General features: G+C 73.4%; 24 protein-coding genes. 11 read left to right on the top strand and 13 right to left on the bottom strand.

Translation table 11 applies throughout. From position 1 onward, the window contains the following. Positions 1–34: 34 nt before the first annotated feature. The gene (locus tag ABZ172_RS02910) at positions 35–496 is read right to left on the bottom strand and encodes a universal stress protein (RefSeq protein WP_356879508.1); all 462 of its coding nucleotides are present in this window, start codon (positions 494–496) and stop codon (positions 35–37) included. Between the two features lie 165 nt (positions 497–661). On the opposite strand from ABZ172_RS02910, the gene ABZ172_RS02905 reads away from it, so the two are divergent. Then, positions 662–1,507 (top strand): polysaccharide deacetylase family protein, encoded by an 846-nt coding sequence (locus tag ABZ172_RS02905; RefSeq protein WP_356879506.1) that lies wholly within the window; start codon positions 662–664, stop codon positions 1,505–1,507. A gap of 25 nt (positions 1,508–1,532) precedes the next feature. Here ABZ172_RS02905 and ABZ172_RS02900 read toward each other — a convergent pair whose 3' ends face one another. After that, the gene (locus tag ABZ172_RS02900; protein ID WP_356879504.1) at positions 1,533–2,195 is read right to left on the bottom strand and encodes a class F sortase; all 663 of its coding nucleotides are present in this window, start codon (positions 2,193–2,195) and stop codon (positions 1,533–1,535) included. Between the two features lie 324 nt (positions 2,196–2,519). Here ABZ172_RS02900 and ABZ172_RS02895 point away from each other — a divergent pair, with 324 nt between their 5' ends. Further along, complete coding sequence (locus ABZ172_RS02895) at positions 2,520–3,146, top strand: hypothetical protein (RefSeq protein ID WP_356879502.1); 627 nt, start codon at positions 2,520–2,522, stop codon at positions 3,144–3,146. Between the two features lie 98 nt (positions 3,147–3,244). Here ABZ172_RS02895 and ABZ172_RS02890 read toward each other — a convergent pair whose 3' ends face one another. Together ABZ172_RS02890 and ABZ172_RS02885 are read right to left on the bottom strand one after the other, a co-directional pair. Then, the gene (locus ABZ172_RS02890) at positions 3,245–3,781 is read right to left on the bottom strand and encodes a hypothetical protein (protein ID WP_356879500.1); all 537 of its coding nucleotides are present in this window, start codon (positions 3,779–3,781) and stop codon (positions 3,245–3,247) included. A 188-nt stretch (positions 3,782–3,969) separates the two neighbouring features. Beyond that, positions 3,970–4,737, bottom strand: a complete 768-nt coding sequence (locus ABZ172_RS02885; RefSeq protein ID WP_356879498.1) for a hypothetical protein — start codon at positions 4,735–4,737, stop codon at positions 3,970–3,972. Positions 4,738–6,176: 1,439 nt separating this feature from the next. Between ABZ172_RS02885 and ABZ172_RS02880 the strand changes: the two genes are divergently transcribed. Both ABZ172_RS02880 and ABZ172_RS02875 read left to right on the top strand, forming a co-directional pair. After that, positions 6,177–6,995 carry an SAM-dependent methyltransferase gene (locus tag ABZ172_RS02880; protein WP_356879496.1) on the top strand — a complete coding sequence of 273 codons (819 nt, stop codon included), beginning with the start codon at positions 6,177–6,179 and terminating at the stop codon, positions 6,993–6,995. Further along, on the top strand, positions 6,992–9,166 hold the full coding sequence (locus ABZ172_RS02875) for an EAL domain-containing protein (protein ID WP_356879494.1): 2,175 nt from the start codon (positions 6,992–6,994) through the stop codon (positions 9,164–9,166). The genes ABZ172_RS02880 and ABZ172_RS02875 overlap by 4 nt, the downstream gene beginning before the upstream one ends. Positions 9,167–9,176: 10 nt before the next feature. On the opposite strand, the gene ABZ172_RS02870 is transcribed toward ABZ172_RS02875, so the two are convergent. Continuing rightward, entirely contained in the window at positions 9,177–10,109 is a 933-nt protein-coding gene (locus tag ABZ172_RS02870; protein WP_356879492.1) for a LysR substrate-binding domain-containing protein, read from the bottom strand. Between the two features lie 96 nt (positions 10,110–10,205). Between ABZ172_RS02870 and ABZ172_RS02865 the strand changes: the two genes are divergently transcribed. The 3 genes from ABZ172_RS02865 to ABZ172_RS02855 are packed head-to-tail and all read left to right on the top strand — an operon-like array spanning position 10,206 to position 13,607. Continuing rightward, the gene (locus ABZ172_RS02865; RefSeq protein WP_356879490.1) at positions 10,206–10,913 is read left to right on the top strand and encodes a succinate dehydrogenase; all 708 of its coding nucleotides are present in this window, start codon (positions 10,206–10,208) and stop codon (positions 10,911–10,913) included. A gap of 1 nt (position 10,914) precedes the next feature. Then, positions 10,915–12,864, top strand: coding sequence for a fumarate reductase/succinate dehydrogenase flavoprotein subunit (locus tag ABZ172_RS02860; RefSeq protein WP_356879488.1), 1,950 nt, complete (start codon positions 10,915–10,917; stop codon positions 12,862–12,864). Further along, positions 12,861–13,607: a succinate dehydrogenase/fumarate reductase iron-sulfur subunit gene (locus tag ABZ172_RS02855; RefSeq protein WP_356879486.1), complete on the top strand. Its 747-nt coding sequence runs from the start codon at positions 12,861–12,863 to the stop codon at positions 13,605–13,607. Before ABZ172_RS02860 ends, ABZ172_RS02855 begins: the two co-directional genes overlap by 4 nt. A 19-nt stretch (positions 13,608–13,626) precedes the next feature. On the opposite strand, the gene ABZ172_RS02850 is transcribed toward ABZ172_RS02855, so the two are convergent. From ABZ172_RS02850 to ABZ172_RS02840, 3 genes are all read right to left on the bottom strand, one after another. Continuing rightward, positions 13,627–16,056 (bottom strand): excinuclease ABC subunit UvrA, encoded by a 2,430-nt coding sequence (locus ABZ172_RS02850; protein ID WP_356879484.1) that lies wholly within the window; start codon positions 16,054–16,056, stop codon positions 13,627–13,629. Positions 16,057–16,153: 97 nt separating this feature from the next. After that, positions 16,154–16,345: a DUF6381 family protein gene (locus ABZ172_RS02845; RefSeq protein ID WP_356879482.1), complete on the bottom strand. Its 192-nt coding sequence runs from the start codon at positions 16,343–16,345 to the stop codon at positions 16,154–16,156. 206 nt (positions 16,346–16,551) lie between these two features. Continuing rightward, entirely contained in the window at positions 16,552–16,767 is a 216-nt protein-coding gene (locus ABZ172_RS02840; protein ID WP_356879480.1) for a dodecin, read from the bottom strand. A gap of 225 nt (positions 16,768–16,992) precedes the next feature. Between ABZ172_RS02840 and ABZ172_RS02835 the strand changes: the two genes are divergently transcribed. The 3 genes from ABZ172_RS02835 to ABZ172_RS02825 all read left to right on the top strand — a co-directional run bounded on the left by ABZ172_RS02835 (position 16,993) and on the right by ABZ172_RS02825 (position 20,066). Then, positions 16,993–18,246, top strand: coding sequence for an extracellular solute-binding protein (locus ABZ172_RS02835; protein WP_356879478.1), 1,254 nt, complete (start codon positions 16,993–16,995; stop codon positions 18,244–18,246). A 174-nt stretch (positions 18,247–18,420) separates the two neighbouring features. Beyond that, a complete protein-coding gene (locus ABZ172_RS02830) occupies positions 18,421–19,230 on the top strand; it encodes a GNAT family N-acyltransferase (protein WP_356879476.1) in 810 nt (269 codons plus the stop codon). After that, positions 19,227–20,066: a lysophospholipid acyltransferase family protein gene (locus ABZ172_RS02825; RefSeq protein WP_356879474.1), complete on the top strand. Its 840-nt coding sequence runs from the start codon at positions 19,227–19,229 to the stop codon at positions 20,064–20,066. Before ABZ172_RS02830 ends, ABZ172_RS02825 begins: the two co-directional genes overlap by 4 nt. Here the strand turns inward: ABZ172_RS02825 and egtD are convergent. The 5 genes from egtD to ABZ172_RS02800 form a co-directional block, all read right to left on the bottom strand. Then, a complete protein-coding gene (egtD, locus tag ABZ172_RS02820; RefSeq protein ID WP_356879472.1) occupies positions 20,009–20,971 on the bottom strand; it encodes an L-histidine N(alpha)-methyltransferase in 963 nt (320 codons plus the stop codon). The genes ABZ172_RS02825 and egtD overlap by 58 nt on opposite strands. Then, entirely contained in the window at positions 20,968–21,723 is a 756-nt protein-coding gene (gene egtC / locus ABZ172_RS02815; RefSeq protein ID WP_356879470.1) for an ergothioneine biosynthesis protein EgtC, read from the bottom strand. The genes egtD and egtC overlap by 4 nt, the downstream gene beginning before the upstream one ends. Beyond that, positions 21,723–23,060 (bottom strand): ergothioneine biosynthesis protein EgtB, encoded by a 1,338-nt coding sequence (gene egtB / locus ABZ172_RS02810; RefSeq protein ID WP_356879468.1) that lies wholly within the window; start codon positions 23,058–23,060, stop codon positions 21,723–21,725. The genes egtC and egtB overlap by 1 nt, the downstream gene beginning before the upstream one ends. After that, positions 23,057–24,355 (bottom strand): ergothioneine biosynthesis glutamate--cysteine ligase EgtA, encoded by a 1,299-nt coding sequence (gene egtA, locus ABZ172_RS02805; protein ID WP_356879466.1) that lies wholly within the window; start codon positions 24,353–24,355, stop codon positions 23,057–23,059. The genes egtB and egtA overlap by 4 nt, the downstream gene beginning before the upstream one ends. Positions 24,356–24,688: 333 nt before the next feature. Continuing rightward, positions 24,689–25,153 (bottom strand): type II toxin-antitoxin system PemK/MazF family toxin, encoded by a 465-nt coding sequence (locus ABZ172_RS02800; RefSeq protein WP_356879464.1) that lies wholly within the window; start codon positions 25,151–25,153, stop codon positions 24,689–24,691. A 428-nt stretch (positions 25,154–25,581) separates the two neighbouring features. Here ABZ172_RS02800 and ABZ172_RS02795 point away from each other — a divergent pair, with 428 nt between their 5' ends. Further along, positions 25,582–26,607, top strand: coding sequence for a LacI family DNA-binding transcriptional regulator (locus ABZ172_RS02795; RefSeq protein WP_356879462.1), 1,026 nt, complete (start codon positions 25,582–25,584; stop codon positions 26,605–26,607). Positions 26,608–26,642: the final 35 nt, after the last annotated feature.

Below are 26,642 nucleotides of genomic sequence, written 5' to 3'. Positions count from 1 at the left end.
GCGCGGCGCGGCCGTCAGCGCTTGCCCGCCGGCATCACGGGACGACCGTGACCGGCCAGCGGCCCGCCTTCACGAGCCGGACCGCCACCGATCCGATGAGGCGGTGCCCGGCGGACTCCGACGCACCCACGATCACCGCGTCCGCCTTCAGGTCGTCGGCGGCCGTCACGAGCCCGTTGTAGGGATCGCCCTGGAACGTGTGGAACTCCCAGCGGACGTTCCAGATGTCCTTCAGGTGCTCCGTCGCGGTCCTGATCTCGTTCACCAGTCCCTCGGCGACCTCCCCGGTGGCGTCGGCGACCGGGGCCCCCAGGGCGGCACCGGCCGACAGCACCGGCTGGACGTAGACGAGGGCGAGCATCGCGTTCTGCCGGCGGGCGAGGCCCGCCGCGTACGCCGCCGCCCGCATCGAGGAATCGGAACCGTCGATGCCCGCGACGATCACCTTGGGGCCGTCGGTGCCGCGCTCGAACCGGTGTTGTTGCTGGTCTGTCACGGCCCCGAGGGTAGTCGCTCCGCCTCGGCGCCCCCCGGGCGCCTCTGCGCGCCCCGGAGCCTCCGGCGCCCGATGTCACCGAAGCGCTCCATCCATCGGGTGCAAAACATCTGATATCCGGTGTCGACGGCGGGGGAATGCCGTACACCGTGCGAGCAGTTGGTCATGAAGCATGATCAGATTCCAGCCGACCGACGCACCCTGCTGCGCCTCGCCCTGGCGCTGGGGGCCACCGCAGCGGTGCACATGATCGCGGCTGATCCGGCCGGAACACCCGCACGCCCCGGCGGCGAGCCGCCGGCTCCGGCGGCCGGGCCCCCGGCGAGGGCGCAGGCGGGCCGGGGCTCCTACCGGCTGCGGCCCATGACCTCGAACGCGCCGCCCCGCTTCCGCCCCGCCCCGCCACCGGTCCGCACCCGCCCGTTCGAGCGGCTGCCCGAGCTGGGGAGCGACGCCATGGTGCTCAGCTTCGACGACGGCCCCGACCCGCGGTACACCCCGGACATCCTGGCCACCCTGCGCAGATACGACGTACGGGCGATGTTCTTCGTCTGCGGCGAGATGGCGGCCGAACACCCCGACCTGCTGCGCGAGGCGGCGGACGACGGGCACGTGGTCGGCAACCACTCCTGGTCGCACCCGTTGATGCCCAAGCTCTCCCGAGGCGCCGTCCGCGACGAGCTGGGCCGCACCAGCGAGGTCATCGAGAAGGCGCTGGGCGCACCGCCCCTCTGGTACCGGGCCCCGTACGGCGCCTGGAACCGCAACTCCTTCGAGATCGGCGCCGCGCTGGGCATGGAACCGATGGCCTGGACCGTCGACACGCTGGACTGGACCACGCCGGGCACCGGCACGATCGTCCGACGGGTGGCGAAGGGGGCCGCACCCGGTGTCGTGGTGCTGTCGCACGACGCCGGCGGGAACCGTTCCCAGAGCGTGGCCGCCCTGCGCCGCTATCTGCCGGCGCTGATCGAGAAGGGGTACCGCCCGACCGTCCCCCGCCGGACCTGACGGCGGGGGACGGGAGCCCCGGTCGTCAGCGCGTCTCCACCAGCCGGGCGAAGACCACCACGTTCCCGTCGTAACCGGCGGCCTTCGTGTAACCGCCGCCGCAGGTGATGACCCGGAGCTCGGCGTACCCGGTGTCGCCGTAGACCTTGGCCCCGGGGAAGTCGTTCTTGGAGAAGACCTCGACGCCGTAGATCTCGAACACCGCGACCCGGCCGTCGAAGCGGGACACCTCGATCCGCCCGCCCTTGCTCAGGGAGCCCAGCCCGTAGAAGACCGCGGGACCGGCCAGGTTGTCGACGTGGCCGACCATCACGGAGGTGCCGCGCTGTCCCGGCGCGACGCCGTTCTGGTACCAGCCGGCGAGGTTCGGGTCCTGCGCGGGCGGCGCCTCGATCCAGCCCGCCGGATCCAGGTTCACGTCCACGACGGGTGCGTCCACGTCGATCGACGGGATCCGGATGCGCTCGACCGGGGCGTACGCGAGCGGCTGGACGGGTTCGCCGTCGGGCGGGGCGGACACCGCGGCCTCCCGGGGGCCCGCCACCGAGGCCGCGGCGGCGGGCTGCGGCGGCCCGGGGGAGGTCTCGACGCCGTTGCGCATCAGCGCCAGCCCGGTCAGCATCACCAGGGCGATCGCGCCCCACGGTGTGCGTCTGCTCCGCTCGCCGCCCCACTGGTCCCGGCCCATGGTTCTCCCTTCGTCGCGACACGGCCACGCTAGGCGGGGGCCCGCGCGGCGGCGATCAGGGAAGGGCGAACGGGTGGCGGCCGGACGGGCCCGGGCGGCCGCCCCTGCTCTTCGGAGTAATGACCGGATAAAAGTTCTGACGATCCGTGACCTGCGCTTCCGTCAGATGCGGTTCCGTACGCACGGCGTGTCGGCTCATCACGGTGGAGCAGTGCCGACATGCGACGCGGACGGTCTCTGGTGATGGTTCGTCATGGGACGCGTTTCTCATCGATCCATCCCGGAGAACAGGTCTCCGGGGCGCTTCCCGCTGGAGGTTCAACGATGCGTGCTTCACGCGCTCTCGCGGTGACCGCGACCGCCTTCGCGGCGGTCGGGCTCGCAGCCCCGCTGGCCGTCGCCGGCGGTGGCCCGGGCAGCAACCCGAGCAATGTCCCGACCAACGTCACGGTCAACCCGTCCTCGGTCTTCCAGGGCGCCACGATGCAGGTCAGCGCGGAGGGCTGTGGCCGTTCCGGCGGCAGGGTGTGGTCGAACGCCTTCCCGACGGTGAACCTCTCGCCGGGCCGGGTCGGATACGCCACCGCGCGGATCCGGGACAACGCGACGCCCGGGCACTACAGCCTGTCCGTGCGGTGCAACGACAGCGGCAACAACTTCGGCGGCGGCAACGGAGGCGACGGCGGCCAGGGCGGCGACGGCGGCGGTCGCGGCGCCCAGGGCGGCGACGGTGCGGCCCAGGGCGGGAACGGCGGGAACGGCGGCAACGGCGACCCGGTCGCCACGGCCCGCTTCACCGTGCTCCCCTCGCGCGGCGCCCAGGGCGGTCTCGGCGGCTCGATGGGCCCCAGCTCCGTCGAGATGCAGGTGGGTGGCGGTCTCGTCGCGGCGGCGGCCGTCGGCGGTGCCGTGTTCCTCGTCCGTCGCCGGATGAGCAATGCGGCGATCTGACGCGTCGAACCTGCTGCCCGGCCCGATACGCCCGTCGCCCCGAGTCCTGTGTCAGGACCCGGGGCGACTGTCGTGCGCCGGTGCGTGATGACGAGCGGTCAGTGCTGACGGCCGGTGCGGCGCCTGCGCAGGACGGAGAAGGCGGTGGCCGAGGCGACCGCGACCAGCCCGGCCCCGGCGGCGATCTCCGCGGGGTCCATGGTGTCGACGCTTCCGCCGAGTCCGCCGAGCACTCCGTTGGGAGAGGCGGTGGAACTGGTGGTGGGCGCGGTCGTGGGAGAGGCGGTGGCACCGCTCGTGATGGTCAGGTTGGCGGACCGTGTGGTGGTGCCGCAGCGGAAGGTGACCTCGTAGACCGCGCCCCGCTTGGCGTCCTGGTCGACCGTCGCGGTCGCCGATCTGCCGCTCGGGATGGTGATCGTGTCGAACACGCCCGAGAACGCGGTCGCGTCCCCGGTGCACCCCATGGCGCCGAGCGTGACCCGGCCCCCCGGCGCGACCGTCGACGGAGTGATGGTCGGCGTGAACGAGGCGGACGCACCGCCGTGGAGGGCATCGGCCGATGCGGCCGGTGCCATCATGACGCAGGCGGCGGCGCTCAGCAGGGCGACGGGTGCGACACGTATCGCGCGCATGGTTGATCCTCCGGGTCCCGAGGGGCAGCCGCGGAACGGTTTTCCGCGAGGCATGAGGGATGCCCCTCGATGACCGAAACGCTAAAAGTGCCTCATACCACCCGCTATCGGGGTAGGGCGAATGGGGCAGCGATGTCCCCCGGCCGGCGCACCGGCCGGGGGTGAGGAGTGCGGCCGTACCCGTGTCCCTATCCGCCCGTCGCGTGCGGGAACAGGTCGACGAAGGGAGCCGTGGTCGCCGAGATGCCCCGGCCGAAGGGGGCGTCGAAATCCCAGATGAGGAAGAGCAGGAACGCGATCAGCACGCTGAAGAGGCCGGCCAGCAGCAGCTCCCGGAAGGTTCTGCGGATCTGGAGCGTGAAGATCAGCCCGACCGTCACGACGGCCCCGGTGATCAGGCCGAACCAGACCACTCCGGGCATGGTCGCGCCGGCGTTCTGCCCGCGGGACCCGCGCGCGTCGTCGACCGCCGCCACCTGGTCCACCAGCGGCTGGTAGGCCTGCCCCTCAAGATCCGTCCGCGGTTCGTACTCCGTCACATCGGCCCGGACCCGGTCGAGCAGCCGGGTCCCCTCGGCGGTGAGGTTCCCGCTGTCCGTCATCGCCCTCCATTCGTCGCCGACCACATGGGCGACGTAGGCGTCGACGTCCGCGCGGATCCGGTCGCGGACCTCGACCGGATAGACGGCCGAGCGCGCGCTCACCTCGTGCAGTGCCTGGGCCTCCAGGCGTACGGACTCCTGGGCGGCGCTGCGGCCCTCCCAGACGCCCGCGATGGCCAGGCCGAGCACGATCGCGTACACCACGCCGATCATCATCGTCATGTACTCGATGACGTCCGGGGTCTGTGACGGGTCGTCGTCCTCGGCGACGCGACGGTTGCTGAGGACCGCGGTGGTGAGGACCACGGCACAGGCGGACGCCATCGCGATGGTCAGAACAAGCCATTCCGACATGGGTTCCCTTCTTCGGTCAGCGGGACGAGCGGGGCCGCAGCACTGCCACGGCGAAGACGGCGGGCGCCGTGATCAGAAGGGTGAGCGAGACCAGTGAAGGCCCGCTCCGGGGCTGTTTGCGGGGCGGCTTCCGGTAGGAGGGGAGTGCGACGGGTGCCGGTGGCGGTGGTGTCGGGCGCACGGTCGGCCGCGGCGGGGCCGCTTCCGGTTCGGGTTCCGGTTCGGGTTCCGGCGTCGGCGCCGGGGGCGGAACCGGAACCGCAGGTGCCGGCACCGTGGGCGCCGGCGCGGGTGCGGGCGGTGGAGGCGGTGGGGGCGGAGGCGTTGGAGGTGGCGGCGGAGCAGGGGGCCGTGGTGGTGGCGGAGGCGGTGGTGCGGGTTCCGGCTCCGGCTCGGGTTCGGTGACGACCGCCCCGCAGCGCCCCTCGCCCGCAACGGCGACGGACGACCCGCCGTCCCCCTGCCCGATGGAGGCGACCGCGCAGTCGTCGCCCGCGGCCGGCAGCGGAACGGCGAGCAGCAGGAGCAGGGTGGCGGCCGTCAGCCGCCATATGCGTGATCCGTACACGCCGGGGAGCATGTACCCCCCGGCCGCCGGGCACGCGGGGCCGAGCGCTGATTCGCCTGATGGAGGGGACGTGCGGCGCTTCTGGTTTATGCCCGCCGAGCCGTGTCCCGGATCTCCTCGAACACGGGGGCGCCACACGGCTCGTACGGCTCGTACGGCTCGTACGGTGAGGGCGACGCTGCGCGGCCCCGGTGCGCCGGACCCGGCGACGCGGAGTCGCGGGGCGCGGTGCATCAGGGCGGAGCGGTGTCCGCCGCCACCCCGGACGGACAGCGGGTCGGGAGGGATCCGGACCCAGGACCGCGCCGCACTTTTCATTCGCAAGGATTTCGGAAGGATCCGGAGACCGGCGGGGAGCGGTCGGAAGGCACCCGAGGGCGGTCCACCGGTGTACGCGGATCTCGCCCGGCCGATGGCGTCCGCCTGTACCCGCGAGGGCCGCACGGAGCGGCCGGCGGTCCCGCCCGCCCCGGGACGGCGTCGCCGGTGTCCGAGGAGGGCGGACGCCTCCCTCGACCGTACCGACGGTGTGCGTCCGCCGGTGCCCGGCTCCCGGCCGACCCGGACGTGTTCCCGGGGCGCGGCACCGGAAGACGCCAACACCCGGAGAAACGGCGGGACATGGTACGCGGTATCACCTCGGGAGAGTTCTGCCGGGGTCCCGGACGGAGCCCGGAGGAATTCCGCGATGCCGTTCCGTCGTCGCCTGCGCACGGGCAGCGACGGACCGGTCGACATGTGTGCAGCGTGTGACCAATAACGGATCTGTAATTGCCGTTTCCACTCGCTCTCTTGGCGGTCGATCAGTAGCCTCTGGTCAACACTGACCATGAACATGGCCGGATCGCCGTGGCGACTGTTGGAGACATCGATGGAGCGACCCTCCTGGGCACCGCAGGGCATAGACATCTCGGTGCCGAGCGTGTCTCGTATGTATGACTTCTATCTGGGCGGTTCGCACAATTTCGAGGTGGACCGCGAAGCGGCCCGCAAAGCCATGGAGTTCATGCCGGGACTGCCCAAGGTGATGCAGGCGAATCGTGCCTTCATGCGGCGGGCGGTGGACTATGCCACCACACAGGGCGTCAACCAGTTCCTGGACATCGGTTCCGGAATACCGACCTTCGGCAATGTCCACGAAGTGGCCCAGGCGGCCGATCCGGAAGCCCGGATCGCCTACGTCGACCACGACTCGGTCGCGGTCGCACACAGTCAGGCGGTCCTCCAGGGCAACGAGCGGGCCGTCATCGCCGCCGCCGACCTCCGCAAGCCCCAGGACATCCTGGGCAACCCGGAGGTCAACGCCCTCCTCGACCTGGACAAGCCGGTGGCGCTGCTCCTGGTGGCGGTGCTCCACTTCGTCGAGGACGCCGACGACCCGTACGCGGCGGTCGCCGAACTGCGCGACGCGCTCGCTCCCGGCAGTCTCCTGCTGCTGACGCACGCCTCCTACGAGGGCATCCCGCTCATCCAGGAGGAGGCCGGCCGCACGGTCGGTGTCTACCGCACCATCCGCAATCCGCTGATCATGCGTTCACGCGCGGAGATCGGCCGGTTCTTCGAGGGGTTCGAGATGGTCGACCCGGGCCTCGTCCCCATGCCCGAGTGGCGCCCCGAATCCGCCGAGGCGCTGGCCCAGGAGGACATGTTCACCTATGCGGGCTTCGCCGGGGTGGGGCGCAAGGCGTGAGCATCCCCTCCCAGTCGTCCGGCGCGCCGGACGCGGAACCCGACGGCCCCGAGGGCCGGCTCCGGAGGTTCGCCACCATCTGGAGCCGGGCGATCTTCCCGTCCACGGCCACCTCCCTGACCCGCCCGGAGTTCGAGGAGCACCTGCTCCCGCTCGCCCGGGAGCTCAGCGGCATCCTGCACTCCCGGGCCTTCGACGCCGGCCCCGCGCACCGCGTCGGAGCCGGACTCGTCGCCGCCCACTGCACGGACCCCGACGCACTGAGCTCCACCCTCGGCGTCATCGACTCGTACCTGGTGCTCTACTGCGGCGGTAACGGTCCCACCGAGCTGTCGACGGAGGACAGCAGGGCCCGCTGCGCGCGGATCCAGCACGCCCTGGCCGGCGGCTTCACCCAGGCGCTGCGCGAGCGGACGCTCGCCGAGCAGGAGGCGATCGCCCGCTCCGCGCTCACCGCGCGCTCCCACGCCGAGCAGGCGCTGCACGCCACGGAGGCACGCTTCCGCGCCGTGTTCAAGGACGCCGCGATCGGGATCGGCATCGCCGACCTCGACGGCAACATCCTGGAGATCAACGACACGCTCACCCGGATGTTCGGCGGTCTGGAGCACCACGTCCGCAGCCACAAGGTGAAGGAGTGGGTGCACCCCGAGGACTCGCCGCACGTGTGGAGGTACTACGACGAGCTGGTGAGCGGGGAACGCGAGCACTACAGCGTCGAGAAGCCCTTCTACCGCAACGACGGCACCGTGCTCTGGACCAATCTCACGGTGTCGCTGCTGCGGGACCCGGAGGGGCGGCCCGAGTACCAGCTCGCCCTGATGGAGGACACCACCGAGCGACGGCTGCTCAACCTGCGCCTGCGCTACGAGGCCACGCACGACGCGCTCACCGGCCTGCCCAACCGCACGCTGTTCTTCGAGCGGCTGGAGAAGGCGCTCGCCCCTCGGGAGGGCATGCGCTTCGGGCTCTGCTACCTCGACCTGGACGGCTTCAAGGCGATCAACGACAGCCTCGGCCACGCGGCGGGGGACCGGCTCCTGGTCGAGGTCGCCGACCGGCTGCAGAGCTGCGCGACGGCTCCGGGCGAGATGGTGGCCCGGCTCGGCGGCGACGAGTTCGTCGCCCTCACCACCGGCCCGCGCACCGAGGACGACGTCCACGAGCTGGCCGGCCGCATCCTCCTGGCCCTCGCCACGCCCGTGCGGCTCGACGGCCGTGAGCTGACGGTGCGCGGATCCGTCGGCATCGTCGAGGGTCCCTCGGGCGAGCGCACCGCCGCCGAGGTGCTGCGCAGCGCCGACATCACGATGTACCGGGCCAAGGCGGCGGGCGGCAACCGCTTCGCGCTCGCCGACGCCGAGGCGGACGCCCGCGCCATCACCCGGCACGGGCTGACCACGGCGCTGCCCGCCGCGCTGGACCGGGGCGAGTTCTTCATCGAGTACCAGCCGCTGGTCCACCTCGGGGACGGGAGTGTGCACGGTGCCGAGGCGCTGGTGCGCTGGTGCCACCCGCAGCACGGGGTACTGGGCCCGGACCGGTTCATCCCGCTCGCGGAGCACACCGGGCTGATCGTGCCGCTCGGCCGCTGGGTCCTGGAGGAGTCGGTACGGCAGGCGAACTTCTGGCAGGAACGTCACACCGACGGTGGCCCCCTGCGGATCAACGTCAACCTGTCGCCGACCCAGCTGCACCACCCGAACCTGGTCGCCGAGACCGTCGACGTGCTGGAACGCTCGGGTCTGGAGCCGGGCGCGCTCTGTCTGGAGGTCACCGAGTCGGCGCTGATCGGTGCCGACGACGATCTGCTGAAACCGCTGCGCCAACTGGCGGAGATGGGGGTCGACATCGCGCTGGACGACTTCGGGACCGGCTACTCCAATCTGGCGAACCTGCGCAGGCTGCCGGTGAGCGTGCTCAAGCTGGATCGTTCCTTCACCCGGGGGATGCAGCACCACCCGGCCGACCCCGTCGACGTGAAGATCGTCGAGGGCATCGTCTCGCTCGCCCACAGCCTGGACCTCGCGGTCACGGTGGAGGGCGTGGAGACCGGGGCCCAGGCCGAGCAGCTGCGCCGGCTCGGCTGCGACACCGCGCAGGGCTGGTACTACGCCAGGCCGGGAGCGCCCGACCGCATCCACACCCTGCTGCTCGCCGACGCGGTCTGACGGCCCGTCCTCAGCCGCCGGCCGGACGGGGCCCGTCGGCGGCCGAGGACACGGTCGGCGGTCCGGCGCCGACGAGCATCCGCTGCAGCTCGCGCGCCGCGCGCGGCGGTTCGACGTCGCTGCGGTGCGCCAGGGCGATCGTGCGCCGCAGCCCCGGCGGCGCCAGCGGGGTCGTCCGCAGGTCCTGGCCGGCCCGCACGGCGACCATGCGGGGCACCACGGCGATGCCGAGACCCGCCCGTACGAAACCGAGCACGGCGTCCATCTCCCCGCCCTCCACGGTGAACGACGGCTCGAACCCCTCCGCCCGGCACGCCGCCACGGTCAGCTCCCGCAGGTCGTAGCCGTGCCGGAACATCACCAGCGGCTCACGCCCCAGATCGGCCACGCGCACGGAGCCGTTCCGGCCGGGGGCGGGCCGGGAGGCCGGCGACACCACCACCAGGTCCTCGTGCAGCAGCTCCACCGTCGTCAGCGCGGGGGAGCCGGCGGGCAGCGGCAGCACGAGCAGCGCGAGGTCCAGGGCGCCCCGGGCGAGCTGCCGCACGAGGTCGTGGGAGCCGCCCTCCTCGATCAGCAGCCGGATCCCGGGATGGGCTCCGTGGAAGGCGCGCAGCACGTCGGGCAGCAGCCCGGTGCAGACGCTCGGGGTGGCGCCGAGCCTGATCCGCCCCCGGCGCAGCTGGACCAGCTCCTGCACCTCGTGCCGCGCCGTGTCGGCGTCGGCCAGGATCCTGCGGGCCAGCGGCAGCAGCGCCTCGCCCGCGTCCGTCAGCGAGATGTTGCCGCGCGCGCGGCTGAACAGCTCGGCGCCGAGCTCGCTCTCCAGGGCCTTGATCTGCTGGGAGAGGGAGGGCTGCGACACGTGCACCTCCTCGGCGGCCCGGGTGAAGTGCCGGGCCTCGGCGACGGCCACGAAATAGGTGAGCTGCTGGAAGTGCATGGCCCCGACGATAGCGGGGTGCATAGGTGATGCCTATCGAGATCACGTATTCCATGTCTTGGACTGATGGTGCCCTCCGCCTCTAGCGTCGTGTCCATGGCATTGGCAACGCGGACGGACCGACGGCCGTCCATGACGCGTACGGTCTGGGACTCGTCCGTCGGCAAGAAGGCGATCATGGCGGTGAGCGGCCTGGTCATGCTCGGTTACCTGGTCGTGCACATGCTGGGCAACCTGAAGATCTTCTTCGGATCCGACGAGTTCAACCACTACGCGCACTGGCTCCGGACCCTCGGCGAGCCGTTCCTGCACCACGAGTGGGCGCTCTGGATCGTCCGCGTGGTCCTCGTGGCGGCCGTCGTGCTGCACGCCGTCTGCGCCTACCAGCTGAGCCGCCGCGACCTCCGGGCGCGCCCCACGCGGTACGTCCACCGGAAGGCACGCTCCAGCTACGCCACCCGCACCATGCGCTACGGCGGCGTCATCCTCGCGCTCTTCATCGTCTGGCACATCCTGGACCTCACGACGGGCACCGTGCACAGCGGCGGATTCCAGCCCGGCCACCCCTACCAGAACGTGCTCGACACCTTCTCGACCTGGTACGGCAACGTCATCTACATCGTCGCCGTGCTCGCCCTGGGCCTGCATGTGCGGCACGGGTTCTGGAGCGCGGCGCAGACCCTCGGCGTGGGCAGCGCGGCCCGTGACCGTGTGCTGAAGGCCCTCGCGCACATCCTCGCAGTGGTGCTGACGGCCGGCTTCGTCTCCGTGCCCGTCGCCGTGATGACCGGAGTGGTGAGCTGACGTGAGCGACTACACGAACTACCGCACCGGCGACCCCCTCGTCGACGCCAAGGCGCCCGGCGGACCCGTCGCCGACCGCTGGGACACCCGCCGCTTCGAGGCGAAGCTGGTCAACCCGGCCAACCGCCGCAAGCACACCGTGATCGTCGTCGGCACCGGCCTGGCCGGCGGCTCCGCCGGTGCCACGCTCGCCGAACAGGGCTACCACGTCGTCCAGTTCTGCTTCCAGGACTCACCCCGGCGTGCCCACTCCGTCGCCGCGCAGGGCGGCATCAACGCCGCCAAGAACTACCGCAACGACGGTGACTCGGTGCACCGCCTCTTCTACGACACCGTCAAGGGCGGCGACTTCCGCGCCCGCGAGTCGAACGTCCACCGGCTGGCCGAGATCTCCGTCGAGATCATCGACCAGTGCGTCGCCCAGGGCGTCCCGTTCGCCCGCGAGTACGGCGGCCTCCTCGACAACCGCTCCTTCGGCGGCGTCCAGGTCTCCCGGACCTTCTACGCCCGCGGCCAGACGGGACAGCAGCTCCTCCTCGGCGCCTACCAGGCACTGTCCCGCCAGATCGCCGCCGGTAACGTCGAGCTGCACGCCCGCACGGAGATGCTCGACCTGATCGTCGTCGACGGGAAGGCCCGCGGCATCGTGGCCCGCGACCTCGTCACCGGGAGGACCGAGACCCACTTCGCCGACGCGGTCGTCCTGGCCAGCGGCGGCTACGGCAACGTCTTCTACCTGTCGACGAACGCCATGAACTCCAACGCCACCGCGATCTGGCGCGCCCACCGGCGCGGGGCCTGGTTCGCGAACCCCTGCTTCACCCAGATCCACCCCACCTGCATCCCGCGCACCGGCGACCACCAGTCGAAGCTGACGCTGATGAGCGAGTCGCTGCGCAACGACGGACGCATCTGGGTCCCGAAGGCCGAGGGCGACGACCGGCCCGCGAACCGGATCCCCGAGGACGAGCGGGACTACTACCTGGAGCGCCTCTACCCGGCTTTCGGGAACCTGGTGCCCCGCGACATCGCCTCCCGCGCCGCGAAGAACGTCTGCGACGAGGGACGGGGCGTCGGCCCCGGCGGCCAGGGCGTCTACCTCGACTTCGCCGAGGCCGTCGCGCGCATGGGCAGGAAGAAGGTCGAGGAGAAGTACGGCAACCTCTTCGACATGTACGCCCGCATCACCGCGGAGAACCCGTACGAGACCCCCATGCGGATCTACCCCGCCGTCCACTACACGATGGGCGGGCTCTGGGTCGACTACGACCTCCAGACCACGGTGCCCGGCCTCTTCGCCGTCGGCGAGGCCAACTTCTCCGACCACGGTGCCAACCGCCTCGGCGCCTCCGCGCTGATGCAGGGCCTCGCCGACGGCTACTTCGTCCTGCCGGCGACCATCAACGACTACCTGGCCCGCAATCCGCACAGGGAGGACGTCGACGCCGGCCACCCGGCGGTCGCCGAGGCCGTCGCCGAGACCGAGGACCGGCTGAACCTCCTCCTCGCGGTCGACGGGGACCGCACCCCGGACTCCTTCCACCGGGAGATCGGCGCACTCATGTGGGAGTTCTGCGGGATGGCCCGCACCGAGGAGGGACTGCGCGAGGCCCTCGGGCGGATCCCCCTGATCCGCGAGGAGTTCTGGCGGCGGGTCAAGGTGCCCGGCACCGGAGAGCAGCTCAACCAGACGCTGGAGAAGGCCAACCGGGTCGTCGACTACCTGGAGCTCGCCGAGCTCATGTGCCTCGACGCACTGCACCGCGCCGAGTCCTGCGGCGGCCACTTCCGGGAGGAGTCGCAGACCCCGGACGGCGAGGCCGCCCGCCGCGACGAGGAGTTCTCCTACGCCGCCGCCTGGGAGTTCAGCGCCACCGGCGACGCCCCCGTCCTGCACAAGGAAGACCTCGTCTTCGAGTACGTCCACCCCACCCAGCGGAGCTACGCATGAAGCTCACCCTGCGCGTCTGGCGCCAGCGGAACGCCGAGGCGCCCGGCGCCATGGCCACCTACGAAGTCGACGGCATCTCCCCGGACATGTCGTTCCTGGAGATGCTCGACACCCTCAACGAGGAACTCCTCCTCGGCGGGGACGAGCCCGTCGCCTTCGACCACGACTGCCGCGAGGGCATCTGCGGCGCCTGCAGTCTCGTCATCAACGGCGACGCCCACGGCCCGGAACGGACCACCACCTGCCAGCTCCACATGCGGTCCTTCGAGGACGGCGACACGATCGACGTCGAACCGTGGCGCGCCGCCGCCTTCCCGGTCGTCAAGGACCTGGTCGTCGACCGCTCCTCCTTCGACCGGATCATCCAGGCCGGCGGATACATCTCGGCGCCCACCGGCACCGCGCCGGACGCCCACGCCACCCCGGTGCCCAAGCCGGACGCCGACACGGCCTTCGAGCACGCCGAGTGCATCGGCTGCGGCGCCTGCGTCGCGGCCTGCCCGAACGGCTCGGCGATGCTCTTCACCTCGGCCAAGGTCAACCACCTGAACGTGCTCCCGCAGGGAGCGCCCGAGCGGGAGACCCGGGTGCTCGACATGGTCGCCACCATGGACGACGAGGGCTTCGGCGGCTGCACCCTCACCGGGGAGTGCGCCACCGCCTGCCCCAAGGGCATCCCGCTGCCGTCGATCACCGCCATGAACAAGGAGTGGCTGCGCGCCGGCCGCAGGGTGCGCCGCTGACCCGTCCCGCCGCGGGGAGTCAGTCCGTCCGCAGGGCCTTCGCGAGATACGCGGCGGTACGGCTCCCCGCCGCACGGGCGACCTCCCCGGGCGTCCCGGTGGCGACGATCCGGCCGCCCAGGTCCCCGCCGCCCGGCCCCAGGTCGATCACCCGGTCCGCACCGGCCACCACCGCCATGTCGTGCTCCACGACGACGACCGAGTTCCCCGCGTCGACCAGGCCGTGCAACTGCCGCATCAGCACCTCCACATCGGCCGGATGCAGGCCCGTCGTGGGCTCGTCCAGCAGGTAGAGGGTGTGTCCGCGCCGGGCGCGCTGGAGCTCGGTGGCGAGCTTGATGCGCTGCGCCTCGCCGCCCGACAGCTCCGTCGCGGGCTGCCCCAGCCGCAGATAGCCGAGCCCGACGTCCAGCAGGGCGCGCAGGCTCCGCTCGGCCGCGGGCGTGCCGGCCAGGAAGTCCGCCGCCGCCTCCACCGTCAGGTCCAGCACCTCCGCGACGGTGAGACCCCGCAGGGTCACCTGGAGGGTCTCCGGGTTGTAGCGCGCCCCGTGACAGTCCGGGCAGGGGGCGTACGTACTCGGCAGGAAGAGCAGCTCGACGGAGACGAACCCCTCGCCCTGGCACGTCTCGCACCGCCCGCCCGCCACGTTGAAGGAGAACCGGCCCGCCCGGTACTTCCGGGCACGGGCCGTCCCGGTCCCGGCGAAGAGCGTGCGCACCACGTCGAACAGCCCCGTGTACGTCGCCAGGTTGGAGCGGGGCGTACGTCCGATGGGCCGCTGGTCCACCTGCACCAGCCGGTCGACCGCCGCCAGTCCCTCCGCCGACGCGCAGCCCCGCGCCTCCTCCGGGGCGGCGGCGTCCCCGGCGGTCCCCGCCGGCCGCCGGCCGGCGAGCACACCGGCCAGGACCTGTCCGACGAGGGTGGACTTGCCCGACCCCGAGACGCCGGTCACCGCCGTCAGCACACCGAGCGGGAACGCGGCGTCGACACCGCGCACGTTGTGCAGGTCCACCCCGCGCAGCGTGATCCATCCGGACGGTTCCCGCGGCTCGCGCGCGGGGGCCGGGCCCTCGTCGAAGAGGAAGCGGCGGGTCGCGGACGCGGCCACCGAGGCGAGCTCCGCCGGAGGGCCGCTGTGCAGGACCCGGCCCCCGTGCTCACCGGCCAGCGGGCCCACGTCCACCAGCCAGTCGGCCCGCCGCACCACGTCCAACTGGTGCTCCACCACGAAGACCGAGTTGCCCGCCTCCTTGAGCCTGCCGAGCACCCCGAGCAGCGCCTCCGTGTCGGCGGGGTGGAGGCCCGCCGACGGCTCGTCCAGCACGTAAACGACGCCGAACAGCCCCGACCGCAGCTGGGTGGCCAGCCGGAGCCGCTGCAGCTCGCCCGAGGACAGGCTCGGGGCCGTCCGGTCGAGGCTGAGGTAGCCGAGGCCCAGTTCGGTCACCGGCCCGATCCTGGCCAGCAGGTCCGCGGTGAGCACCCGCGCCGTGTCGCTCGCGCCGCCCGACTCCAGCAGCACCTCGGTGAGGGCCGTGAGCGGGAGCGCCACCAGGTCGGTGATCGTACGCCCCGCGAAGGTGACCGCCAGCGCCTCCCGGCGCAGCCTGCTCCCGTCGCACACCGGACAGGGTGCGGCGGTGAGGAAGCGCTCCGCCTTCGCCCGCAGGGTCCGGCTCCGGGAGTCCGCGAACGTGTGCATCACATAGTGCCGGGCGCTCATGTACGTGCCCTGGTAGGGGCGTTGGATCCGTCCGGCGTCACGCACCGGACGGACGGTCACCACCGGCCGGTCGTCCGTGAACAGGATCCACTCGCGGTCGGCGGGATCCAGCTCCCGCCACGGCCGGTCGACGTCGTACCCGAGGGCGTCCAGCACGTCCCGCAGGTTCTTGCCCTGCCAGGCCCCCGGCCAGGCCGCGACCGCCCCGTCCCGGATCGACAACGACGGGTCCGGCACGAGCAGTTCCTCGGTGGTGCGGTGGATCAGCCCCAGGCCGTGGCACTCGGGACACGCTCCGGCCGCCGTGTTCGGCGAGAAGGCGTCGGAGTCGAGCCTCTCGGCACCGGCCGGGTAGTCACCCGCCCGGGAGAACAGCATCCGCAGCGAGTTCGACAGGGTGGTGACCGTGCCCACCGAGGAGCGCGCCCCGGGAGCCGACCGGCGCTGTTCCAGCGACACGGCGGGCGGCAGGCCGGTGATCTCCCCGACGTCGGGGGCCCCGACCTGGTGGATCAGCCGGCGCGCGTACGGGGCGACGGACTCGAAGTAGCGGCGCTGCGCCTCCGCGTAGATCGTCCCGAAGGCCAGCGAGGACTTGCCCGAGCCGGAGACGCCGGTGAAGACCGCGAGGCTGTCGCGCGGGATGTCGACGTCCACGTCGCGGAGGTTGTGCTCGCGCGCACCGCGCACCCGCACGTAGGGGTCATGGGGAGTGGACATCGGCGCTGCGGCTCCGTGGGGGATCGGCGGGGGCGGTCGTGCTGCTGCCGGTGATCCTCCCGCACGGGGAGGACCACCGGCAGGGCGGGCGCCCGCACTACACCATGGGGTCCATGCCGCGGTCCGTCAGGGAGCTCTCCTGCTCGCTCTGCTCCCGCAGCCGGCGGGCCTTGTCCTGGAGCCGCTGACGCTGCTCCGGATCGGCGGCGCGCTCCGCCGCCTCGTTCAGTTCCTGGGCCTTGGCACGCAGCTGGCGGACCCGGCCGCCGGACTCACCTGCATCGCTCATGATCACTCCTGCGTCTGTGGGGGAGCGGACCCCCTCAGCGAAGCAGCGCGGCGGCCCGCCTGCATCTCGGACGGCCACGCTCCGCGACGGGCACCCGGCACGGCACCGCGCCGCCGGGCCCCGCCGCCGGGACCGGCCCGCGGCGCGGGCGCGACCGGCTTTCCGGGAGGGGCCGGCGCGGCCCCCGAGGAGACAGCCGAACGCCGTCAGGCCGTCTCGTCCAGGCGGAAGCCGACCTTGAGCCCCACCTGGTAGTGGGCGACCCGGCCGTCCTCGATGTGGCCGCGGATCTGGGTCATCTCGAACCAGTCGAGGTGGTGCAGCGTCTCGGCGGCCCGGGCGACGCCGTTCCGGATGGCCGCGTCGAGGCCCTCCTCGGAGGTGCCGACGATCTCGGTGACCCGATAGGTGTGATTCGACATGGAAGGTCCCCTTTCGTGCTTCCACGGTGCCCCACTCCGGGGCCGCGCGCGAGGTGCCGGCCCGCCGGTGCGGTGCCGGGCCGGTGATCCGGGACGCCGCGAGGTCTTGACCCGCCGATTGGTACATACCAAACTTCCCGTCCATACGCCCGTGCGAGCGCCGCCCGCAGTCCCCCCACCCGGGTCCTGTCGTTCCGTCGTGCCGTTCCGCAGAAGGTGGCCCTCGTGAAGATCCGCATACTGGCCGGAGCCGTCGCGCTCGTCTCCTCCCTCGCACTGAGCGGCTGCGGCCTCCTCCCGGGCGCGGACGCCGACCGCAGCACGGTCACGGTCTGGCTGATGAAGGGCAGCGCGTCCCAGGGCTTCCTCGACCGGTTCACGGCGTCCTACGAGGCCGAGCACCCCACCGTCCGGCTGGAGTTCGTCCTCCAGGAGTGGGGCGGCATCGGCCCCAAGGTGCTGAAGGCGCTCGACAGCGACGACGCGCCCGCCGTCATCGAGGTCGGGAACACCCAGGTCGCCCAGTACGCGGAGAGCGGCGGACTGCGCGACCTCACCCTGGAGTCGCTGCGCGACCTCGGGGGAGAGGACTGGCTCCCCGGGCTCGCCGAACCGGGCAGGATCAACGGCGCGCAGTACGGGATCCCCTGGTACGCGGCCAACCGTGTCGTGATCTACCACAAGGACCTCTTCGCGCAGGCCGGGATCACCGAGATCCCCACGACGCGTGACGCCTGGTTGGACACCACGGAGCGCCTCGACACCGCCGGCCGGCAGGGCATCTACCTCGCCGGGCAGAACTGGTACGTGCTCGCCGGGTTCATCTGGGACGAGGGCGGCGAACTGGCCGAAGACCGGGGAGGCGACTGGCGCGGCGCGCTCCACTCGCCCGCCGCGCTGCGCGGCATGGACTTCTACCGGACGCTCCAGGGCCTCGGCGACGGCCCCAAGGACGCCGACGAGCAGACGCCTCCGGAGACCGACGTCTTCGCCGGAGGTTCGGTCGCCCAGATCATCTCCGTACCCGGCAGTGCCGCTCTCATCGAACAGCAGAACCCCGAACTCCGCGGAAAACTGGGTTACTTCCCCATCCCCGGCAAGAGCGCCCGGAAGCCCGGTGCGGTCTTCACCGGAGGGTCCGACCTCATCGTGCCGGAGGGCGCGGAACGGCGGAGCGAGGGCGTCGAGATCGTCAAGGCGCTCGCGGGGACGAAGTGGCAGACGGAGCTCGCCCGCGCCATGAGCTACGTGCCGAACAAACCCGCACTCGCGGGGGTCGTCGAGGGGCAGGAAGGGACCTCCGCGATGGCGGCGGGCGCCACCCAGGGCCGCGCGACCCCCGGTTCCCCCTCCTGGCCGGCCGTCGAGGCGGACAACCCGATCAAGCCGTACATGACCGCGGTGCTGGAGGGCGGCGATCCCGCGGAGGAGGCGAAGAAGGCCTCCGACCGCATCAGCGCGAAGCTCGGCACCGGCTGACACCGGACGGGGCGGGCCGCGCACCCCGCGAGCCGGGGATTCAGCCGTCGCACACCCCCTCGCTCCACAGCGGTCACGTCGAATCCAGCCGGTCGCGGAAGAAGTAGGGGGACCGGGCCGTCGCCCTACCACGGCAGCCCGGCAGCCGCCGCCGATCCGTCCCCGGAGACCGCCATGACCGTGCTGCCCCTCGCCTCCCCCGCCCCCGTTCCCGCCGGTGTCCCCGCACCACGGCAGACCGCCGCCCCCTCCCGCTACCGGGTCGCCCTGGCCACCTGCCAGGACGACGTACGCGCCGCGCAGCGGCTGCGCCACCTGGTCTTCGCCGGGGAGCTCGGCGCCCGGCTCGACAGCACCGAACCCGGCCTTGACGCCGACGCGTTCGACGCCCACTGCGATCACCTGCTGGTCCGCGAGAGCGCCACCGGCGAGGTCGTCGCGACCTACCGGCTGCTGCCGCCCGCGGGGGCCGCGCGCGCGGGCGGCCTCTACGCGGAGAGCGAGTTCGACCTCGCACGGCTCGCCCCGATCCGGGACGACCTCGTCGAGGTGGGGAGGTCCTGCGTCCACCCGGCCCACCGGGACGGCGCCGTCATCGCCCTGATCTGGGCCGGACTCGCCCGCTACATGGAGCGCACCGGCCACACCTGGCTGGCCGGCTGCTGCTCCGTCCCCCTCGCCGACGGCGGGGCGCTGGCCGCCAGGAGCTGGGACACCGTACGGGCCCACCACCTGGCACCCGAGGAGTACTGGGTCACCCCCCACCGCCTCTGGGACACCACCGGCCACCCCGGCGGCGGCGCGGGCGGACGCGCCGGGCTGCCGCCGCTGCTGCGCGGCTACCTGCGCCTGGGCGCCTGGGTCTGCGGAGCCCCCGCCCACGACCCCGACTTCGGCGTGGCGGACCTCTACGTCCTGCTCTCCATGCGCCGCACCGACCCGCGCTACCTGCGCCACTTCCTCTCGCTGGCCCCGCTGCGATGAGCGCCTGGCTGCCCGTCGCCCCCTGCACCCCGCGCGCCTGCGCGCGCCACGAGGGGGCCAGGCGCGCCCCGCTGCCCGCACTGGCCCTGCTGCTCGCCGGCTGCGCGCTCACCCTCCTCGGGGTGCTGTCCGTGCCCGCGGTGCTGCTGCTGGCCCCCGCCCGGAGGGACCGGCTGATCCGCCGGTGGGCCCGTGCGGTGGTCCGCGCCTTCGGCGTACGCCTGCGGGTCACCGGGGAGCCGGTGGACCCGGCACGGCCGCGGACCGGTGAGCTCGTCGTGGCCGACCACGTGTCCTGGCTGGACATCCCCCTCGTGGCCGCCGTGCTGCCCGCCCGGATGGTCGCCAAGAGCGAGATACGGCGCTGGCCGCTGCTCGGACCGTTCGCCGCGCTCGGCGGCACGCTCTTCATCGACCGGGACCGGCTGCGCGCACTGCCGGCCGCGGTGCGGAGCCTCGCCGCGGCACTGGAGTCCGGATCACGGGTCGCGGTGTTCCCGCAGGGCAGCACCTGGTGCGGGCGCGGGGCGGGCGGCCGGTTCCGGCCCGCCGCCTTCCAGGCCGCGGTCGACGCCGGGGCCGCCGTCCGGCCGGTCCGCATCAGCTACCGGACGGCCGGGACCGGCACGGCGGGCGCCGTGGCGTTCGTCGGCGACGACCCGCTCGCCGCCTCGCTGTGGCGGGTGGTGACCGCCGCCGGACTCGTCGCCGAGGTGCGGATCCTGCCGCCGGTGCCCGCCGGCCCCGGGTCCGGCCGGCGGGCACTGGCGCGGGCGGCTCAGTCGGCCGTCGCCCACGACAGCGCGAACCTGCCCGCCGCGTCCGTCCACCACTGATCCAGCCGCAGGCCCGCGGCGGCCAGTTCCTCCCGCACCCCCGGCTCGCGGAACTTCGCCGAGACCTCGGTGCGGAGCTCCTCGCCCTCCTCGAACTGCACCACGAGGTCCAGCTCCCGGATCTTGACCGTCAGTGCCCGCCGGGCCCGCAGCCGCATCTCCATCCACTCGCTGTCCGGGTCCCACACGGCCACATGCGCGAAGTCGTCGGGCGGGAAGTCCGCCCCCAGCTCGCGGTTCACCACCGCGAGCACGTTCTTGTTGAACGCGGCCGTGACCCCGGCCGCGTCGTCGTAGGCCGCGACGAGGGTCGCCTCGTCCTTGACCAGGTCCGTGCCGAGCAGCAGCCCGTCCCCGGGCGCGAGCCGCGCCCGCACGGACCGCAGGAACGCGGCACGCTCCGCCGGGAGCAGATTGCCCAGCGTCCCGCCGAGGAAGGCCACCAGCCGGGGGCCCGGCGTCTCCGGCAGCTCCAGGGCCTGGGTGAAGTCGGCGACGAGCGCGTGCACGGAGAGCCCCGGACGCTCCGCGAGCAGGGCCTCGGCGGCGCCCGCGAGGGCGCTCTCACTGACGTCCACCGGTACGTACGTGTGCAGCTCCGGCAGGGCGTCGAGCAGGTGCCTGGTCTTCTCCGAGGAACCCGAGCCCAGCTCGATCAGGGTCCGGGCGCCGGACGCCGCCGCGATCTCACCGGCACGGTCGATCAGGATCTCCCGTTCGGCACGCGTCGGGTAGTACTCGTCCAGCCGGGTGATCTCCTCGAAGAGGTCGCTGCCGCGCGCGTCGTAGAACCACTTCGGCGGCAGCGTCTTCGGCCGCCGCGTCAGACCGTTCAGGACGTCGGCGCGCAGCGCCCCGTCCGTCGCGTCCGCAGGCAGGGTGCGGGTCAGCAGGAAGGGACTCACGCGGTGGGCTCCTTGAGCGGGGTCAGCAGGACATCCGTACGCGTCGCGGCCAGCAGCGTGCGGTCCGGGACCTCGCGCCAGCTCGGATCGTCGTCGTACGGCTCGGAGGCCACCACCGTGCGGCGGCCGGGGTCGTGGAGATACCAGAGGGAGTCGCCCCAGGCCGTCGCCACGACGGTGGCACCGTCCGTGAGCAGCAGGTTGAGGCGGGAGCCCGGGGCGGCGGCGGCGACGTCGAGGACCGTGCCGGCGGCCGCCCGCGCTATGTCCTCACCCGCCGCCGCGCGGTGCAGCAGCAGTGCCCAGAGCAGGGCCGAGTCGCTCCGTGCCGCCAGGGTGAGGAGCCTCTCGGGCGGCAGCGCCGCGGCCGGTGCCGCCAGCGAGCCGGGCCAGCCCTCGACCGCGCCGTTGTGGCTGAACAGCAGACGCCCCTCGGCGAACGGGGCGGCGGCGGCCTCCCCGTCCGCCCCGGCGAAGGTCGCGTCCCGGACGGCGGCCAGCAGCGCCGTGCTGCGCACCACGCGGGACAGGTCGGCGAAGGTCTCGTCGCCCCACACCGGCCCGGCCCTGCGGTAGCGGCCGGGGACGGGATCCCCCTCCGCGTACCAGCCGACGCCGAACCCGTCGGCGTTGACCGTGCCGTTCCGCTGGCGCCGGGGCTCCCAGGACTGGCGCACCAGCCCGTGCGAGGGCGAGACCAGCAGCTCGCCCAGGGGCACGGACGGACCGAGGTAGGCCAGATGGCGGCACATCAGGCGTCCCTCGCCGTACGGAAACCGGAGAAGATCTGGCGGCGGACCGGAAGGTCCCAGTTCCGGAACGTGCCGCGGCAGGCGACGGCGTCCACGGCGAAGGACCCGCCGCGCAGCACCTTGTGCCCGGGGCCGAAGAACACCTCCGAGTACTCCCGGTACGGGAACGCCACGAAGCCGGGATAGGGCAGGAAGTCGCTCGACGTCCATTCCCACACGTCGCCGATCAACTGCCCCGCGCCGGCCGGCGACCGTCCCTCCGGGTACGCCCCCGCGGCGGCGGGCCGCAGGTGGCGCTGGCCCAGATTGGCGTGTGCGGGCGTCGGGTCCGCGTCGCCCCACGGATAGCGCAGGGAGCGCCCCGAGCCGGGGTCGTGACGGGCCGCCTTCTCCCACTCCGGCTCGGTCGGCAGACGCCGGCCCGCCCAGCGGGCGTACGCGTCCGCCTCGTACCAGCTGACGTGGAGCACCGGTTCGTCGGCCCGCACCGGCTCGGTCACCCCGAACCGCCGCCGCAGCCACTGGCCGGCGTCCCGGTGCCAGAACCGGGGTGCCGTCAGGTCGTCCTCCCGGACCATCGCCCAGCCCTCGGCAGCCCACCAGCGGGGGTCGGCGTAGCCGCCGTCCTCGATGAAGTCCCGGTAGGCGCCGCAGGTGACCGGAGCGGTGTCGATGTGGAAGGCCGCGACCTCGCGCCGGTGCGCGGGCCGCTCGTTGTCCAGTGCCCAGGGCTCCGTGGAGGTGCCCATGGTGAAGGGGCCCCCGGGGACGAGCACCTCGGCGGGGAGCGTGCCGCCGGCGGGCCCGGGCGGCTCCGGGGCCCCGAGCACCGCCTCGCCCGCGCGGAGCTGATGGGTGATCAGCATCGTCTCGTCGTGCTGCTGCTCGTGCTGGGCGACCATCCCGAAGGCGAAGCCCGCACGCTCCAGCGGGCGCCCCCCACCGTGCAGGGGAGCGCCGCCGAGGACGTCCAGGGCCCGCCCGCGCACGTCGGCGGCGTACGTCCGCGCCTCGGCGGGCGCCAGCAGGGGCAGCGAGGGCCGGCTGGCCCGGGAGTGCTCGAAGGCGTCGTACAGCCCGTCGATCTCCGGGCGCATCGCCTCACGGCCGCCGACCGCCCGCAGCAGCCACAGCTCCTCCTGGTTGCCGATGTGCGCCAGGTCCCAGACCAGGGGCGACATCAGAGGGGAGTGCTGTGCGGTGAGCTCGTGGTCGTCGACGCAGTCGGTCAGCAGCGCGGTGCGCGCGCGGGCGGTCAGGAGCGCGGCCAGGGCGCGCTCGCGCAGAGCCTCCGCGTCGGCTTCCTCGCCGGTGTGCGGAGCGGGAGTGTCAGTCATCGGACCAAGCCCTTTCCATGGAACCCCGGTGCCGGGTCGGGAAGATCGTCCGCCGGACACCGGCCCCGGGCGACATAGCGCTCGTGGAAGGCGGCGACCGTCCCGATGACGTGCTCGCTCGCCCCGATCCGGGGCAGCGCCTCCAGGGCGGCCGTGAAGCAGGCCGCTGCCGCCGCCGCCAGCTCCGGGTCGCGCAGCCCGTCACGGGCGGCGGCGGTCCAGAGCGGGTTGCGCGGTGCGGGAGCCGGGCCCGCGGTCTCGGCCAGCGGCTTCACGGCGCGGTACACGCTCTCCGCCGCCTCCGGGTCGTCGAACATCGCGGTGGTGACCGCCAGGGGCACCAGCCAGCCGTCCGGGCCCGACTGGGCGTCGATCATGCGCAGTTCCAGGTGGCCGCGGGGGCGCACCGGCGGGAACAGGGTCGTGAGGTGGTAGTCGAGGTCGGCCCTGACCGGGGGGCGCGGCCCGCCGCCGCGGATCCAGTCCCGGAAGGTGAGCGCCTCCGGCACGTGCCACGGGCCGTCGGCCGTGCGGACGCACATCACGGGGGTGTCGAGCACATGGGACGCCCACGCGTCCCGGGGCGCGAGCCGGCCCTGCGGCGCGAGGGTCCTGGCCGGGTCGAGATCGGCCCACAGCGACTGCCGTGTCGACCGCCAGCCGGTGCGCCGTCCCTGCCGGAACGGCGAATTGGCGAACGCGGCGACCAGCACCGCGCCCAGCAGGTGCCCGAGCTGCCAGCGCCGTCCGTAGCCCAGCGGGCCCGGCTCCTCCTCACCGGCGTCCAGACAGACCTGGACGGACGCGGAGGTGCACATCATGGCGCGGCCCGCGGAGCCGGACCGGTCGAGGGCCGCCTCCATGGCGTCGTAGCGCGGCTCCTGCAGCACACGCCGGGGAGGATTCCACGGGTCCACGCCGAGCCCGGCCAGGGCCAGCCCGGACCGGCCGAGGGTGTCGCGCACCGCGACCAGATCGGCGGCGGTCGCGTCCACGCAGGCCATCAGGGAGTCCTTGGGCCGGGAACTCAGCTCCAGCTGGCCGCCCGGCTCGAAGGTCAGCGCGGCGTCGAGCGGGGTCGCGCGCACCGCGTCCGCCGCGTCGCGCAGAAGGTCGTGCGGAACGGCGACCTCCGGGTGCTCACGGTCGTGCAGGAGCCATTCCAGCTCCACGCCGACCGTCCGGGGCGGTCCCGTCTTGAAACATATGCCGCGGAGCAGATCCTCCGCCTCCTGCACGCCGAGCGGTGCCGCGTCGACGGGCGGGCCGTGCTGACCGAGTGTGTCCGGGCGCATGCCGGGCCTCCTCCAGGGGTGTGCCTGCCTCCCACCCAAACCCTTACCGGGAGTTCGCACAAGGGTGCCCCCGGGCGACGTGAAACCGTTCGCGTCCATGCCGCCGGGCCCTTCAGCATGCCCCGTATGCACCACACCACGGGGGCGCGCCCACCGGCGCACGGCGGGTCCCGTGGTGCGGCCGCGCGCGCCCTCTGTGCGGCGCGGGCGGGGAGGCCGCCGCCGCGGCCGTGCCCGCCCGCCGTGCGCCGGGTGCACCTCCCCGGCCCGCCGGACCGCGCTCCGGGCGCTCTCCCGCCGCCCGTTCCACGGCTCCGACGGGACTTCCGGCGGTCAGCTCCAGCCGTAGCGCTCCCGCAGCCGCTCGACGACCAGGTCGTACCGGTCCCGGTCCAGCGCACACGCCTCGCGCCGCATCCCGTCCTCGTGCACCCGCAGCACCCGGTCCAGATCCACCCAGGACGGGCGGCCGGAGCTGTCCCACGGGCCGGCGCCCAGGGCCACCCACTCGTGGTCCCCGTCGTGCTGCCTGCTGGACAGCTGCACGGCGAGAAGCGTGCCCCCGTCCTCCCGTGCCACCACCAGGACCGGCCGGTCCTTGCCCCGCCCGTCGTTCTCCTCGTACGGCACCCAGGTCCAGACGATCTCGCCGGGATCCGGGTCACCGTCGCGGTCGGGCGCGTACGAGGTGCGGACGGCGCCCACCTCGTGCGGTGCGGCCTCCTCGGTGGCCGCCGGACCGCTGCGGCCGGGGAAGTCGGTCGTGCTGTCGCTGCTGTGGTTGTGCTGGAGCGTCATCGCAACACCGTAGAACCTGCGCGGCCCGGACCGTGGAGCGGGTCGCCGGAACGCACCGCCGCCCCGCGCATGTGACGCTCCGTCCGATGTCCGGCCTCCGGCCCGCACGGCCGGCCGGTACCCGGCAGCTCCGGCCGACCGCCCCGCCGGCCCCGGTTCCTGGTGCGGCGTCAGCGCGCCCGCCGGCCCTCCCCGGAGCCGCCGCGGACCCCGGCGGGCGGGATCCAGGACGCGCGGTCCCACGCGTCCCGCCCACCGGCCCGGGCACGCCGACGCGGTCCCGGCGGAGCCGCACCGCCCCGGGCGTGTCGCCCGGCTCCCGCGCCGCCTCCGGCAGCCCGTGGTCCACCCGCCGCGACGGCACCGGGGCGGGTACGGTGCCCCGGCACACCCGGCGCACGCACGGGTCTGGAAGACTGCCGGACGCCATGAGCCATTTACCCGATCAGCCCGCCATCTCCGTCCCGACCAGCGCAGACGTGGCGCGGCTCGCAGGAGTGTCCCGGGCCACCGTGTCCTACGTACTGAACAACAACGAGACGGTCCGGATCAGCGATCCCACCCGCCGCCGAGTCAGGGAAGCCGCCGCGGAACTCGGCTACGTCCCGCACGCGGCGGCCCGCAGTCTGCGGGCCGGGCATTCCAGGACGGTGCTGCTGCCCGACGCCCAGGCCCCGGCCGGCCCCCCGTACCAGCGCTTCCTGGCCGAGCTGGAGTCCGGTCTGCGCCGCCTCGACTACACCGTGGTCCGGTACGGCGGCGCCGGCCGGGACGCGGACGAGGCGGCCAGGGCCTGGGCGGAGCTCCGCCCCGTCGCCGTCGTGTCACCCGGCGGCCTCACCCTCACGCCGTACGGCATCGGCGTCCTGACCCGCTCCGGAGCCAAGGCGGTGATCACCCTCGGCCCCCAGCCGGTGGACGGCGCACACGCCCTGGTGGTGGACCAGCGGGAGGTCGGCGCCCGCGCGGTGCGGCACCTGCTCGCGCGGGGCCGGCGCAGCATCGGGGTGGTCGTCCCGGAGGAGTCCGTGCACGCCCCGTGCGCCCGGTCCCGCCTGGCCGGAGCCGTGCGGGCGGTGGAGGATTCGGGCACGGACGCCGGTGTCAGGCCACTGCCCCTGCGGTACGAGGAAGGACCGGCCGAGGAACTCGCCTCCCGGTGGCGCTCGCTCGGCCTGGACGCCGTGTTCGCCTACAACGACGAGTACGCGATGCTGCTGATGCGGGCCCTCCAGGACGCGGGTGTCGGCATACCCGGGGACACGGCCGTGATGGGCGCCGACGACCTGATGCTCGGCAGGCTCCTCCGGCCCCGCCTCAGCACCGTCGCCATGGACCTGACGTTCGAACAGTCGCCGGCCGAGCTGATCGACCGGCTGGTGCGGAACCCCGGTGGCGCACCGGAGCGCCACCGCCTCCTGAGACCCACCGTGGTGGCCCGAGAATCCAGCTGACCGGTACCGCCCCGGTGCCACGACGTGCGGGGCCG

The sequence above is a fragment of the Streptomyces sp. NPDC006296 genome (assembly GCF_040613235.1).
Taxonomy (GTDB): domain Bacteria; phylum Actinomycetota; class Actinomycetes; order Streptomycetales; family Streptomycetaceae; genus Streptomyces.
This window is presented reverse-complemented; position numbering and strand designations above follow the sequence as displayed.